Origin of the sequence: Microbacterium lushaniae (genome assembly GCF_008727775.1) — a bacterium.
Lineage (GTDB): Bacteria > Actinomycetota > Actinomycetes > Actinomycetales > Microbacteriaceae > Microbacterium > Microbacterium lushaniae.
Genome location: NZ_CP044232.1, coordinates 2075596 through 2088878 on the forward strand (window position 1 = coordinate 2075596; position 13283 = coordinate 2088878).

15 protein-coding genes are annotated in these 13283 nt (G+C 70.8%); 2 read left to right on the top strand and 13 right to left on the bottom strand.

What is annotated here, in order from left to right:
* Positions 1 to 66: 66 nt before the first annotated feature.
* Both F6J85_RS09855 and F6J85_RS09860 read right to left on the bottom strand, forming a co-directional pair.
* Positions 67 to 1017, bottom strand: a complete 951-nt coding sequence (locus tag F6J85_RS09855) for a tetratricopeptide repeat protein (protein WP_150924836.1) — start codon at positions 1015 to 1017, stop codon at positions 67 to 69.
* Positions 1014 to 2828 (bottom strand): DUF8094 domain-containing protein, encoded by a 1815-nt coding sequence (locus tag F6J85_RS09860; protein WP_191906573.1) that lies wholly within the window; start codon positions 2826 to 2828, stop codon positions 1014 to 1016. The genes F6J85_RS09855 and F6J85_RS09860 overlap by 4 nt, the downstream gene beginning before the upstream one ends.
* A gap of 177 nt (positions 2829 to 3005) precedes the next feature.
* On the opposite strand from F6J85_RS09860, the gene F6J85_RS09865 reads away from it, so the two are divergent.
* The gene (locus F6J85_RS09865; protein ID WP_150919665.1) at positions 3006 to 4079 is read left to right on the top strand and encodes an AI-2E family transporter; all 1074 of its coding nucleotides are present in this window, start codon (positions 3006 to 3008) and stop codon (positions 4077 to 4079) included.
* Positions 4080 to 4082: 3 nt separating this feature from the next.
* Here F6J85_RS09865 and F6J85_RS09870 read toward each other — a convergent pair whose 3' ends face one another.
* The 9 genes from F6J85_RS09870 to rpsB form a co-directional block, all read right to left on the bottom strand.
* Positions 4083 to 4808 (bottom strand): alpha/beta hydrolase, encoded by a 726-nt coding sequence (locus tag F6J85_RS09870; protein WP_150924838.1) that lies wholly within the window; start codon positions 4806 to 4808, stop codon positions 4083 to 4085.
* A gap of 1 nt (position 4809) precedes the next feature.
* The gene (locus F6J85_RS09875; RefSeq protein WP_150924839.1) at positions 4810 to 5094 is read right to left on the bottom strand and encodes a hypothetical protein; all 285 of its coding nucleotides are present in this window, start codon (positions 5092 to 5094) and stop codon (positions 4810 to 4812) included.
* 3 nt (positions 5095 to 5097) lie between these two features.
* The gene (locus tag F6J85_RS09880; protein ID WP_238706913.1) at positions 5098 to 5829 is read right to left on the bottom strand and encodes an aggregation-promoting factor C-terminal-like domain-containing protein; all 732 of its coding nucleotides are present in this window, start codon (positions 5827 to 5829) and stop codon (positions 5098 to 5100) included.
* Positions 5830 to 5915: 86 nt separating this feature from the next.
* Entirely contained in the window at positions 5916 to 6515 is a 600-nt protein-coding gene (locus tag F6J85_RS09885) for a DivIVA domain-containing protein (RefSeq protein ID WP_150924840.1), read from the bottom strand.
* Positions 6512 to 7564: a phosphatidate cytidylyltransferase gene (locus tag F6J85_RS09890; protein ID WP_150924841.1), complete on the bottom strand. Its 1053-nt coding sequence runs from the start codon at positions 7562 to 7564 to the stop codon at positions 6512 to 6514. Before F6J85_RS09890 ends, F6J85_RS09885 begins: the two co-directional genes overlap by 4 nt.
* Positions 7565 to 7569: 5 nt before the next feature.
* A complete protein-coding gene (gene frr, locus F6J85_RS09895) occupies positions 7570 to 8124 on the bottom strand; it encodes a ribosome recycling factor (RefSeq protein ID WP_150924842.1) in 555 nt (184 codons plus the stop codon).
* 72 nt (positions 8125 to 8196) lie between these two features.
* Positions 8197 to 8916, bottom strand: coding sequence for a UMP kinase (gene pyrH / locus F6J85_RS09900; protein WP_150919659.1), 720 nt, complete (start codon positions 8914 to 8916; stop codon positions 8197 to 8199).
* 83 nt (positions 8917 to 8999) lie between these two features.
* Complete coding sequence (gene tsf, locus F6J85_RS09905) at positions 9000 to 9827, bottom strand: translation elongation factor Ts (RefSeq protein ID WP_150919658.1); 828 nt, start codon at positions 9825 to 9827, stop codon at positions 9000 to 9002.
* 94 nt (positions 9828 to 9921) lie between these two features.
* A complete protein-coding gene (gene rpsB / locus F6J85_RS09910) occupies positions 9922 to 10884 on the bottom strand; it encodes a 30S ribosomal protein S2 (RefSeq protein WP_150924843.1) in 963 nt (320 codons plus the stop codon).
* Between the two features lie 314 nt (positions 10885 to 11198).
* Here rpsB and F6J85_RS09915 point away from each other — a divergent pair, with 314 nt between their 5' ends.
* Positions 11199 to 11684 (top strand): murein hydrolase activator EnvC family protein, encoded by a 486-nt coding sequence (locus F6J85_RS09915; RefSeq protein WP_191906574.1) that lies wholly within the window; start codon positions 11199 to 11201, stop codon positions 11682 to 11684.
* Between the two features lie 10 nt (positions 11685 to 11694).
* On the opposite strand, the gene F6J85_RS09920 is transcribed toward F6J85_RS09915, so the two are convergent.
* Positions 11695 to 12252: a DUF3060 domain-containing protein gene (locus F6J85_RS09920; RefSeq protein ID WP_150924844.1), complete on the bottom strand. Its 558-nt coding sequence runs from the start codon at positions 12250 to 12252 to the stop codon at positions 11695 to 11697.
* A 108-nt stretch (positions 12253 to 12360) separates the two neighbouring features.
* Positions 12361 to 13263: a tyrosine recombinase XerC gene (locus tag F6J85_RS09925; protein ID WP_150924845.1), complete on the bottom strand. Its 903-nt coding sequence runs from the start codon at positions 13261 to 13263 to the stop codon at positions 12361 to 12363.
* Between the last annotated feature and the right edge of the window lie 20 nt (positions 13264 to 13283).

The window sequence follows — 13283 nt, forward strand, 5'->3', positions numbered from 1 at the left end:
CGCGCCTGCTTCCGGGCACGCCGACGCAGGCGCCCGCCGTGCGGCGGGCGCGGTCGGCGGATGACCTCAGAACAGGAGCGAGGAGAGACGGCCGCGGGCCTGCGTCACGCGCGGATCGGCGTCGCCGACGAGGCCGAACAGCTCCAGGAGGCGCTCACGCACCGGTGCCCGCCGATCCTCGGGGAGCACCGCGAACAGGTCCAGCAGCCGGTCGAAGGCGTCTTCGACGTGACCGCCGGCGATGTCCAGGTCGGCGACGAGGAACTGCGCGTCCAGGTCTGCCGGGTCGGCAGCGGCGGCGGCACGGGCGGATTGCAGGTCGGCGCCCTGCACGCGCGCGAGCAGGCGAACCTGCCCGAGGCCGGCGCGGGCATCGGCGTCGTGCGGGTTCTCCGCCAGCGCCTGCTCGTACGCGCGGACCGCGCGGTCGTAGTGGCCGCTTTCGATCGCCTCGAACGCCTCGGCGTGCAGCGGCGGGAGGGCCGGCTCCGCGGCGGCCTCCTCGCCGTCGGTGTCCTCGGCTCCGGCCACCGCGACGGTGCCGGTCACGCCGTTCTGGGCAGCCAGCTGCAGCAGCTGGGCGAACACCTCGCGCACCTGCTGCTCGGGCACGGCACCGGTGAACAGCGGCACGGGCTGCCCGCCGACGAGAGCGACCACCATCGGGATCGACTGCGCGCGGAAGCCCTGCGCCAGCTGGGGGTTCGCGTCGACGTCGACCTTGGCCAGCACCAGACGCCCGCCGAGCTCGGTGACGACCTTCTCCAGGACGGGCGAGAGCTGCTTGCACGGCCCGCACCACTCCGCCCACAGATCCACCACGACCGGCACCGTGCGGGAGAGTTCGAGCACCTGACCGAACGTCGCGTCGGTGACATCCATCACCAGCGACGGCACCGCGCCGGCAGGAGCATCCGCCTGCTCCGCCGTGGGAGCCGCGGGCGCTTGCGGGCGGTTGCGCAGCGCGGACAGATCGACAGCGCCACGCAGGACGGCACCAGGCTGGGGAGTGCTCACTCGAGGACCTTCGCTTCCAGGATGTTTGACCGGTAACCCAGGAGGCGAATCGGTTCGTTCTCGCCTTCGAGGGGGACGTAGAAGAAGAGCTGATCGGCGTAGGTGGTCTGGAAGCCCGTCGCCGACTGCTCCACGCCGGTCAGGGCGCGCACAGCAGGGTTCTCGGGCAGCCGGATCACGGCGTCGGCGTTGGTGGGACGGACGATGTCGCTCTCGCGGACCTCGACGGCCACGATGGCCCCGCCGTCCAGCGTCGTCAACGCCATGGGCGCACCCGACCCCGCCGTCGCCTCGAACTCGAGGCTCGACGTACCCGACCCGGTCTGGTTGAGCTGATCGAGGCGCTGCTGCTGGTTCTCGCGGATGCTGGGCAGGAGCAGGTCGCCCGCGGTGTCGAAGTCGTTCCAGTACTCGCTGTTCTCGCCGTTGTTGATGAGGTCGGCGTATGCGGCGGCGACCTCATCCGGACGCAGACGGAGGAACGGGGAATCCGGCGGGGCCAGCACGGCCCCGACGTAGGTGGCCGGCAGGTCGGGCAGCAGCGTGGCCGCCTCCAGCCCCGCGATGTAGGTGGCCTTGTACTCCGACCACGGGTCGGCCTGGGTCATCACCATGATCGTGGGGGCGACCGTGGTGTCGTCAGAGGCCTCCACGACCGTCATGAACGAACGCGGCCATTCGTCGAAGGCCTGCGGCAGCACGATCTCGACGGGACGGTCGGGGATGGGCGCGAGCGGGGTCTGCTCCGGAAGCTGCGCGCGCAGGCCGTAGTTCGTCTGCCGCTCGGCCAGTGCGGGCCCGGCCAGACGCGACGCGGCCAGGTCGGCGTCGGCTGCCGCATCCGCCTCCGCCACCGTCGTGGAGATGCGCGCGAGGATGCGCTCGGCCTGGGTCTCCGTGACCGCCGGCGACTGCTGACCCTCCGGGACGATGACCGACGCGGTGGGAGATGGAGTGGCCGACACGGAGAGGTCGGGCCAGGCATCGGACGAGCAGCCGGCGAACAGCAGGGTCGACACGGCGATGGCCGGCACCACGACGAACGGACGCCGGGCCTTGATCGCCTTGCGTCGTCCGGAGCTGATGACGCCCTTCTTGCGGCCTTCGACGGCCAGGTCGATGGGCTCGGTGGGCGGAAGCGGGAGCCCCTTGCGGCGCGGCCCGCGCGAGCGCCGGGCATGGCGGATGCCCAGCAGGTACAGGATGACCCCGGCCACCAGCACGATGCCGCCGCCGACGATGAGCGGCCCGGCCCATGGCGTGCTGCGGTCGACCGGCCACGTGACGGTGATGTCGGCGGGAGCGGGCGCGGTGCCGTCCGATGCCACCAGGACGCTCATGTCCTCCGGCAGCTGCAGGGGCGTGGACAGTCGGCGCTCCTGCTGGAACTCGTCGAGCCAGAGGTCCGAGCCCACCGGGGTGCGTCCGGCGGCCTCTGTCCCCTCCGCCTCCTCGGCGGCATCGGCGGGCTCCTCGGCGGCGGGGTCGATCTCGGGTTCGACCACACGCGTGCGGAACTCTCCCCCGTCCACCGTGATGTGGTTGTACGGCACGTCGGCAAGCCACGCCTGCACGTCGGCGGTGCGTCCGTAGGCGGCGAAGAGCGTGCCCTCCCCCTCCACCGTGAGGGTCTGAGCGCCGGGGAACAGGTTCAAGACCTCGCCGTCGATGACGGTGTAGGCCTCCTCCTCACCGGCGGGCAGGGCGGTGGCCTCGGCGGGGGGCGGCTCGAAGATCGTGCGTTGGGCGATGCCCGCACCGATCATCAGCGCAGCGATGACGAACGCTGCGACTGCCCACACGAAACGCACGAACCACACCTTCCCGATGCCGGCCCGTCGGGTGGGGCCATGCACACGACATTCCAGCGTAGCGGGAACGACCTGAAAGTCGACCGGGAGGGGGTGCCTGCGGGGTTTGCGGGCCGCCAGTGCGTATCCTGACGGAACGAGATCGGCGGCTTCGGCCGCGGCCTGACAGGAGCCCGCGTGAAGATCCACAATCCATTCCGTGTCGCCCTCGTTGCGACGCTCGGGGTCGGTGTCGGCCTGCTGCTGATCAACAGCGTGCAGACCCTGTCCACGATCCTCCTGTACGTCGGGACCGCGCTGTTCCTCTCGCTGGGCCTGGACCCGGTGATCTCGTGGCTCGAGCGGCGCAAGCTCCGCCGCTGGGCCGCGGTGCTGATCACGATCCTGGGCGTGCTGGGCATCTTCGCCGGCATCATCCTGACCATCGTCCCGGTGATCGTGAGCCAGGTGGCGCAGCTGGTCAGCCAGATCGAGGAGATCGCCACCGACCTGCAGTGGGACGACGTCGTGCAGGACGCACGCGCGTGGGCGGAGGACACGTTCCCCGCACTCGATGTGGACAGCGCGTGGGGTTACATCGAGAACTGGTGGACGTCTCTCGACCTCGGCACGATCTCCAGCGACCTCGGTGAGGGGATCCTCGGCTTCGTCGGCGCCGTCGTGGTGGGCCTGGGCGGCGCGTTCATCGTGCTGATCCTCACGATCTACTTCACCGCGTCCACGCCGGCGCTGAAGGCTGCCGTGTACCAGCTGGTCCCGGCATCCAAGCGGGCACGGTTCATCGACCTGGCCGAGCAGATCACCCGTTCAGTGGGCTACTACGTCATCGGGCAGGCGAGCCTGGGCGTCATCAACGGTGTGCTCAGCGCGATCCTGCTCTCGATCATCGGCGCTCCCTTCCCCGCGGTCCTCGCCGTGGTCGCGTTCTTCTTCTCGCTCATCCCGCTCGTGGGGACCCTGACGGGATCGACCATCATCGTCCTCACGTGCCTCCTCCCGGGGCTCGGCTCCCCGACCACCGCGCTCATCGCGGCGATCTACTACCTCATCTACATGCAGATCGAGGCCTACGTCGTCTCCCCGCGGATCATGAACCGCGCCGTCGCGATCCCCGGATCCGTCGTCGTGATCGCCGCCCTCGCCGGCGGATCGCTCCTCGGTCTGCTCGGCGCGCTGGTGGCGATCCCGGTGGCCGCGAGCATCCTGATCATCTACCGGCAGGTGCTCATCCCGCGGCAGAACGAGCGGTGACGCTCAGTCCTGCGGCACCGGACCGTCCCACGTGGTGGGCAGCGGCAGCGCCGCGGGATTGACGACACCCACGATCTCCGACAGCACGCGGCGGGTCTGGCTCTCCCCCACCCACAGGTGCTTGCCGCCCTCGACCGGGATGAGGGTGGCCTCCGGCACCGATGCGAAGCGCTCGGCGGCCTCGGCCGGGCGGAGGTAGTCGTCGAACTCCGGCACGACCACGACCAGCCGACGGCGGTCCCCCGCCCACGCGGCGAGCTCGTCGGCGCTCGTGCGGTGCAGCGGGGGTGACAGCAGGATGGCGCCCTCGACGTCGTGCTCGCGGCCGTACTTCAGGGCGAGCTCGGTGCCGAACGACCAGCCCAGGAGCCACGGATGCGGCAGCCCGCGGTCGGCGGCGAACTGCACGGCTGCGGCCACGTCATGACGTTCGCCTTCACCGCCGTCGAAGGCGCCCTCGCTCGTGCCCCGCGGCGAGCTCGTGCCGCGGGTGTTGAAGCGCAGCACGGCGAGGTCGGCCAGCGCCGGCAGGCGCGCGGCGGCCTTGCGCAGGATGTGCGAGTCCATGAAGCCGCCCGCGGTGGGCAGCGGATGCAGCGTCACGAGCGTCGCGACCGGGTCGCGCTGCTCGGGGAGTGCCAGCTCGCCGACGAGGGTGAGCCCGTCGTCGGTGTGCAGCTCGATCTCCTCGCGACGTGCGGGCAGGGCCAGCGGTCCCCGGATTTCCATGTCAGCCGATCCTCCAGCAGTGGGTGTGCCAATGGCGGCGGCCGGCCAGGTCGGCGGCGTCACCGAGCACGCCGTCCGCCCGCCACACCACCACGTGGGCGACACCGGGGTCGACAGTGCCGCCGCATCCGGGGCACGTGTAGGGCTTCTGTGCGGCGTGGGCGGCGACCGGCTGCACGGTCCACTCGATGCCCCGCCGGATCTCGGTGCGCTTCCATCCCGCGATCAGGCGCGCCAAGGAGTCGTCGCCGGATGACTGCGGACGGCGCCGCTTCCCGCGGGGCACCGGTCAATACCAGCCGCGGCTCTGCGAGCTCGCCCACGCCCCGCAGGGGTCGCCGTAGCGTCCGCCGATGTACCCCAGCCCCCACGCGATCTGCGTCGCCGGGTTCGTCTCCCAGTCTGCGCCGGCACTGGCCATCTTGCTCCCGGGCAGCGCCTGCGGAATCCCGTACGCACCGCTGGAGGAGTTGTACGCGTTGACACGCCAGCCGGATTCCTTCTGCCACAGCGCGCGCAGGCACGCGAACTGGTCATCGCCCCAGCCGCGCGCGAGGACCATCTCGTAGGCGATCGCCTGTGCAGTGCCGGGGTCGGGCGCGACGAACGGCGGCTGCCATCCCGACGAAGACGACGCCCCGGCCGACGCCGCCACGCTGCGGGGGGTGGGGGTCGGCGTGGGCTTGGGGGTGACGTACACGGAGTAGGCGCCGCGCTCGAGCGTGGCGGGGACGATGTCGCCGGTGGTCAGCGGATAGCTCTGCGTGTCGGCGAGGGCGCTTTCGAAAAGCGATACGCGGTCGGGATCGACCTCCGCGAGTGCGGCCCCGGTGGGACCGACGTATGCCGCCACGAATCCCAGCGCCGACAGACCGGCGAAGACGGCGAGGACGCCGCGTCGACGCGACCAGCGCGGCGCGCGGCGCGGCGGGGTGGGCGGCGGCACGACATCGATGCCGTTGCCCGGCCTGCGGACGATCGGTCCGGAGGTGGCGCGCGTCATCTCGGTGCCGGAGGTCACAATGCGCTCGATTCTAGTCGCCTGCCCCACGGCCCGCCATCCGCCGAGCCGGGGGCGCGGGGCGCCGGCGCACGGCCCGGACGACGTCAGCCGACGGCGAGCATGACCTCGACGACGGCATCCAGCACCGCGTCGACCTGCTCCTCGCGATAGCCGCCGCGCTGCATCCGGAAGGCCACGGCCCTGACCTGATCCGCCGTCACCGGCTCCCCCGCTGCGAGGTAGCGGGCGATCTTGTCGGCGACGAGATCGACCTCGTCCACGCGGTAGCCGTACCGCAGCACGCCGACGCCGTCGAAGCGCTGTCCGTGCGGGCGCAGCAGCCGGTCGAGGACCACCTGCGCGGTCTCGCGCGACTCCGCCACCCAGGCGCGTGCGCCCCGGCGACTCATCGCCCGCTCGCGCTCACGAGCGGCGAAGGCGTCTTCGATGCGTCCCAGCGCCGCATCCACGGCGGCGATGGCGTACCCGTGGCGGACGAGGGGGAACGCCGTGGCGCGCACCTCCGCCGAGCGCAGCGCGTCGGGCTCGTCGGATTCGAAGGCGTCACGGGCCTGCTCGAGGAACGCGTCCACCGCACGCTTCTCATAGCCCTTCTGCCGCCCGGGTGCGTCGGGGAACGGCACGCGGCTCTCGGCCGCGGCGTCGTCCGCCCGGTCGGCAGCCCGCTCCGTCTCGAGGGTCATGTCACCACCAGGGGGCTCAGCAGGTAGAACAGCGCCAGCGCGCCCGTGGCGGACGGCAGGATCGAATCCAGCCGGTCGAGCACGCCGCCGTGTCCGGGCAGCCACGAACTCATGTCCTTGATGCCCAGATCTCGCTTGATCATGGACTCGCCCAGGTCGCCCGCGGTGGCGGTGCCGAGGATGACGGCGCCGAAGATGAGACCCGCCCACCACGGCAGGTGCAGCATGAACAGCGCGAGCAGCACACCGGCCGCCAGCGCGGCGACGGCGGCGCCGGCGAAGCCCTCCCACGTCTTCTTCGGGCTGATCCGCGGGGCCATCAGATGACGCCCGCCGCGACCGAAGGTCAGGCCGGAGAAGTAGGCCCCCGTGTCGGCGGCGACCGTCACGATGAGGAAGGCGAGCACCCACCACTCCCCGTCTGGCTGACTGAGGAGCACCATCGCGAGGCTCCCCATGAAGGGCACGTACAGCTGGATGAACCCCCCGATCAGGACATCGGAGAGCACATCGCCGTACGAGCGGCCGTCGCGCGCGAACATCTGGCCGAGGAGGCGCCACACCACCACGAGCACGACCGCCGCGATCACGGCGACCCAGTGCAGCCACAGGCTCGTGAACGCCCCCGAGAGCAGCAGGAGGGCACCCGCCAGCAGCTGCGGGACGAGGTCGACTCGCCGTCCCGATGCCTGCAGCGCCCGGCCGAACTCGAAGATCCCGAGCGATATCGCGGTGACGGCGAAGATCAGGAAGATCCATTTGAAGAACAGCAGCGAGCCCAGCACCGCGGCGCCGGCGGCCAGCCCGATGAGGATGGCCAGCAGCAGGTTGCGTCCCGTGCGCTGGGCGATCCGCGCATTGGCCTCTTCGAACTCCGCGCGCGCGTGCGCGACCTGGCTCTCGAACTCCGTGCGTGCGGCGCGGATGTGCGTCTGGAAGCCGGCTCCGGCGTCAGCGGCGCTCTGCGCACGGCGCGCACGAGCCGCTTCGCGTCGGGAGAGCGGCGCGTCCGAAGTCGACGCGCTTTCCGGGCCGGAGGGGTCGGTCATGGGGTCTAGACCTCGAGGAGCTCGGCCTCTTTGCGCTTGAGCGCCTCGTCGATGGCGTCGACGTGCGCCTTGGTCAACGCATCCAGCTCCTTCTCGGCGCGGACGAGTTCGTCCTCGCCCACCTCGCTCTTGAGCGCATCCAGTTCATCCTTGGACTTGCGGCGGATGCCGCGGACGTGCACCTTCGCGTCCTCGCCCTTGCCACGGACGATCTTGACGAACTCCTTGCGCCGTTCGGCGGTGAGCTCGGGCAGCGTGACGCGCACGATGTTGCCGTCGTTGGTGGGGTTCGCGCTGAGGTTCGGCATCTCGCGGATCGCGGTCTCGATGGCCTTCAGTGCGGACTTGTCGTACGGCGTGACCACGAGGGTGCGGGCTTCGGGATTGTTCAGCGAAGCAAGCTGTGCCAGCGGGGTGGGGGAACCGTAGTAGTCCACCATCACCTTCTGGAACATCTGCGGGTTCGCGCGCCCGGTGCGAACGGTGGCGAAGTCGTCTTTCGCAGCTTCCACGGCGCGGTCCATGCGCGTTTCAGCGTCGGCCAGAACATCGGCGATCACGGGGACTCCATTCGTTGGGCTCGACGTCTCAGTCTAGACAAGCGCGCGCCATCCGGCTGGCGCACGCTCCGCTCACGCGGTGACGCGGGTTCCGATCGACTCGCCCAGCAGCGCGCGCGTGACGCTGCCGGCAGGCACCATCCCGAACACGCGCATATCCATGCCGTTGTCCATGCACAGGCTGAACGCGGTGGAGTCCACGACCTTGAGCCCGCGCTGCAGGGCATCCCGGTACGTGATGGTGTCGATGCGCGTCGCGGTGGCGTCGTGACGCGGATCCGCGGTGTAGACGCCGTCGACGCCGTTCTTGGCGACGAGGACCTCGGTGGCACCGATCTCCAGCGCGCGTTGCGCGGCGACGGTGTCGGTGGAGAAGTACGGCAGACCCGCCCCCGCGCCGAAGATCACGACACGCCCCTTCTCCAGGTGACGCTCGGCCCTGCGCGGGATGTACGGCTCGGCGACCTGGGTCATGGAGATCGCCGACTGCACGCGCGTGGCCGCCCCGGCCTGCTCGAGGAAGTCCTGCAGCGCGAGGGCGTTCATGACCGTCCCCAGCATCCCCATGTAGTCGGCTCGCCCGCGGTCCATGCCGCGCTGGCTGAGCTCGGCTCCGCGGAAGAAGTTCCCCCCACCCACGACGACGGCGACCTCGACGCGGTCCACCGCCGCGGCGATCTCACGGGCCATCTGGCTGACGACGTCGGGATTGACTCCCAGCTGCCCCCCGCCGAAGGCTTCGCCCGACAGCTTCAGCAGGACGCGGCGGCGTCCCGTGGCCTCATCGATCACGTGTCTTCCTCTCGTCGGGTACAACTTATCGTCGGGCATGGGAAAGGCCCGCACCGGTCAGCGATGCGGGCCTCTCACTCGTGTTACGCGCCGACCTTGAAGCGAGCGAAGTCGGTGATCGTGATCCCGGCGTCCTTGGCGACCTGCGCCACCGACACCTTGTTGTCCTTGGCGTAGTCCTGGTCCAGGAGCACGACCTGCTTGAAGAACGCGTTCACGCGACCTTCGACGATCTTCGGCAGCGCCGCCTCGGGCTTGCCCTCGTTGCGGGAGATCTCGGTGACGATCTCGCGCTCCTTCTCGACGTCGGCCTCGGGCACGTCCTCGCGCGCGAGGTAGCTCGGGTTGGCGAACGACACGTGCTGCGCGATGCTGCGCGCGGCCTCCGCGTTCTCGCCGGTGTAGGCGACGACGACGCCGATCTGCGGCGGCAGGTCCTTGCTGGTCTTGTGCAGGTAGACCGAGAAGTGCTCGCCGGTCAGGGTGCGCACGCGGCGCAGCTCGACCTTCTCGCCGATGATGGCCGCCTCGTCGGAGATCAGCTCGGCGACGGTCTGGTCACCGGCGGGAGCGGCCAGGGCCGCCTCGGCGGAGTCTGCGGAGGCGGCGGCAGCCGCTTCGACGACCTTGTCTGCCAGCGCGATGAAGCGCTCGTTCTTGGCGACGAAGTCGGTCTCGCATGCGAGCTCGAGCAGCGTCACGGCGCCGTCCTGCTCGCGGGCGGTGACCAGGCCCTCGCTCGTGGAGCGATCGGCGCGCTTGGCGTTGCCCTTCGCGCCCTTCAGACGCAGGATCTCGACGGCCTTCTCGACGTCGCCGTCGGCCTCCTCGAGCGCCTTCTTGGTGTCGACCATGCCCGTGCCCAGCTGCTCACGCAGCGCCTTGATGTCGGCGATCGTGAAGTTTGCCATGTGTGGTGGCTCCTAGTTCTGATGAGTTCTGAGGGAGACGTCGGCGAGGTCGCTGGTCACGACCTCGCCGACGGGAGTGTGGTGCAGGTGCCGATTACTTCTCGGCGGACTCGGCCGAAGCGGCCTCGTCGGTGTTCTGGTCTGCGGCGGCAGCCGCCTCGGCGTCGGCGGCCGACTCGGTCGCGGCTTCGCCCTCGATGGCCTGCTCGTCGGCGACGAGCTCGCTCGCCTCGGCGGTGGCCTCGGCGACGTCGGCGACCTTCTCGGTCTCGGCGGAGGACTGCGACGGGGCACCCTGCTCGAGCAGCTCGCGCTCCCACTCGGTCAGCGGCTCGGCGGCGACCTCGGTCGCCTCCCCTGCCGGCTGGTGACGCTGGATGAGGCCCTCGGCTGCGGCGTCGGCGATGATGCGGGTGAGCAGGCTCACCGAACGGATCGCGTCGTCGTTGCCGGGGATCGGGTACTGGAACTCGTCGGGGTCGGCGTTGGTGTCGAGGATGCCGATGACGGGGATGCCGAGCTTCTTGGCCTCATCCACGGCGAGGTGCTCGCGCTTGGCGTCGACGACCCAGATCGCGGAGGGGGTCTTCTGCAGGTTGCGGATACCGCCCAGGGACTTGTGCAGCTTGTCGAGCTCGCGCTTCTTGAGCAGCAGCTCCTTCTTGGTGAAGCCGCTGTTGGCGGGGGTCTCGTAGTCGAGCTCCTCGAGCTCCTTCATGCGGGCCAGACGCTTGGAGATCGTCTGGAAGTTGGTGAGGAGGCCACCGAGCCAGCGCTGGTTGACGAAGGGCTGGCCGACGCGCGTCGCCTGCTCGGCGAGCACTTCCTGCGCCTGCTTCTTCGTGCCGACGAAGAGGATCGTGCCGCCGTGGGCGACGGTCTCCTTGACGAACTCGTACGCCTTGTCGATGTAGGACAGCGACTGCTGCAGGTCGATGATGTGGATGCCGCTGCGCTCGGTGAGGATGAAGCGCTTGACTTTCGGGTTCCACCGGCGGGTCTGGTGTCCGAAGTGCACGCCGCTGTCGAGCAGCTGGCGAATGGTGACGACGGCCATGGCCGTTCTCCTTCTCTCGGCGCGGATGCGCCTGGTTGCGGTTGGTTTCGCGCCGGCCCGAGTGGGCGGCGAGCCTGGTGTCCGGCACGCATCCGCTCCCGGGCGGATGCTCGGGAGACCGGTGGATGCGGGATGCCGCGCGATGCGGTTCGTTCAGAACCGCGGTGCGCTGTGGACACGCGGAGTCACCCCGACGGACGGGGTGCCCTTCTACTGTACCAGCCGCGCCTCCCCAGCACCCCGCATCGTCGGCACCGTCCACCGAAGCGGTGTGCGGGCGACGCGCGACGGTGGTGACGGGCGATCCTGAGGCCATGTCGCATCCGTTGCACCGTCTGTCGGCCGTGGCCGTCGCCGCCGTGTGGGCGCTGACTGGGACCGCACCTCCCGTGCCGGTGGAGCGGGGGTGGACGTGGCCGACCGCGCCCGTGCAGATCGTCCGCCCGTTCGTGGCACCGGCGCACGCCTACGGCGCGGGGCACCGCGGCATCGACCTGACCGCCGACGGTGCGGTGCGCTCCCCCGCCGACGGCGTGATCGCGTACAGCGGGATCGTGGTCGACCGCGGCGTGCTCACGATCGATCACGGCGATGGGCTCGTGACCACGTTCGAGCCGGTGGAGTCGGCGCTGCGCGCGGGTGAGGCCGTGACGCGCGGCCAGGAAGTCGCCGAGGTCTCGTCGGGTGGCCACACCGCCGATGGCGCCGTGCATTTCGGGGTGCGCCGGAACGGCGACTACATCAACCCGTTGCTGATGCTGGGCGGCGTGCCGCGCGCCATCCTCCTGCCGTGCTGCTGAGCGGGCCGCGTCACTGGATGGAGTTGCGGGCCCCGCCGTCGGAGATCACGGCGTCATCGTCGATCCCGCGGACGACATTGTCATTGCCGTCCACCGTGACGGCGTCGATGGAGTCCGTCGCGGTGACGGTGTTGCGGTCGCCGGTCATGGTCAGGTCGTCGATGTCGCGCGCAGTGACGGTGGAGTCGTTGCCCTGCAGCGTGAGCGAATCCGTCTCCCCCACCGTGACGGTGAGGCGATCACCCTCGACCCCCAGCACGTCGATGTCGGCGGCGGACAGGTCCACCGCCAGGTCGTTGCCCTCCACCTGCACGGAGGGGCAGTCGCCGCGCAGGACGAGGGAGGGCGAACCCGCCGTGAGCGCGACCGGAGCGCCGGCGCAATCCTGCACGGTGCCGGGATCGGCCGACGGGACGGCGGGGGTCGCCGTGTCCGAGGGCGTCGCGGAAGGCACCGGGCGAGCCTGGTCGGAAGGCAGCCTGGTCACGACCGGATCGGGCACGGCGCATCCGGCGAGGATGGCCACCGATGCCACCAGAACGGCCAGCTGTGCACGTCGACGGGTCATGCTCCCACGGTAGGCCCGGCCCCCACCGCCTGTCGCCGGGCCCGGAAAACGAGGAGATCACGCGAATCGAGGACCCGAACCCCCGCACGCTCCTCGATCCCCGCGGCGCTACGCGCGCGGATGGGCGAGCCGGTACGACTCCTTCAGCCGCTCGCTCGAGACGTGGGTGTAGATCTGCGTCGTGCCCAGGCTCGCGTGCCCGAGGATCTCCTGCACGGCGCGGAGGTCGGCGCCGCCGTCCAGGAGGTGGGTGGCGGCGGAGTGCCGCAGCGCGTGCGGGCCGACCGCCGCCGAACCCACCGCCGGGCCGATGATGCGGGTGACCAGATCGTAGACCGACCGCACGCCGAGCCGTCGCCCGCGAGTTCCGAGGAACAGCGCGGCCCCGGCATCCTCGCCGCGCGCGGCCAGTGCGGGCCGGGCACGCACGAGGTATCCGTCCAGCGCGCGGGCGGCCGCCCCGCCGTACGGCACGACCCGCTCCTTCGAGCCCTTGCCCAGGACGCGCACGGTGCGCCGATCCGGATCGACGTCGTCCAGGTCGAGGCCGCACAGCTCCGACACGCGCACGCCCGCCCCGTACAGCAGCTCGAGCACGGCGGAGTCACGCAGTATCACGGGGTCGCCCTCGGCCGCCCGGTCGGCGAGCGCCTCCAGCACGCCGCGCAGGGCATCGGCCGACGCGACCTGCGGCAGCGTCCGCCCCCTCTTCGGGCTGGTCAGGCGCAGCGTCGGATCGGACTCGATGAGACCCTCCTCCCGCGCCCACCGGAAGAGCCCGCGCACCGCGGCGGTGCGTCGCGCCAGCGTGCTGCGCGCGAGACCGTGCTGCGCCGCGCCCCACGACCACTCCCGCAGGTGCTCGACGTCCACCTCCGCCAGCGGAACGTCGCCGATGGTGGCGGTCAGATCGTCGAGGTCGGACCGGTAGGCCCGCACGGTCGCCGGCGCGAGCCTACGCACCGACTCCAGGTCGGCGAGGTAGGCATCGATCGCGGCACTGATCAGCACCCTCCCAGGATGCCCCGCCG

Excerpts from the sequence above, each read along its gene's own strand:
- F6J85_RS09870 (WP_150924838.1), bottom strand. The coding sequence starts at position 4,808 with ATGGAAATCCGGGGACCGCTGGCCCTGCCCGCACGTCGCGAGGAGATC.
- F6J85_RS09885 (WP_150924840.1), bottom strand. The coding sequence starts at position 6,515 with ATGACCCTCGAGACGGAGCGGGCTGCCGACCGGGCGGACGACGCCGCG.
- F6J85_RS09890 (WP_150924841.1), bottom strand. The coding sequence starts at position 7,564 with ATGACCGACCCCTCCGGCCCGGAAAGCGCGTCGACTTCGGACGCGCCG.
- tsf (WP_150919658.1), bottom strand. The coding sequence starts at position 9,827 with ATGGCAAACTTCACGATCGCCGACATCAAGGCGCTGCGTGAGCAGCTG.
- rpsB (WP_150924843.1), bottom strand. The coding sequence starts at position 10,884 with ATGGCCGTCGTCACCATTCGCCAGCTGCTCGACAGCGGCGTGCACTTC.
- F6J85_RS09915 (WP_191906574.1), top strand. The coding sequence starts at position 11,199 with ATGTCGCATCCGTTGCACCGTCTGTCGGCCGTGGCCGTCGCCGCCGTG.
- F6J85_RS09920 (WP_150924844.1), bottom strand. The coding sequence starts at position 12,252 with ATGACCCGTCGACGTGCACAGCTGGCCGTTCTGGTGGCATCGGTGGCC.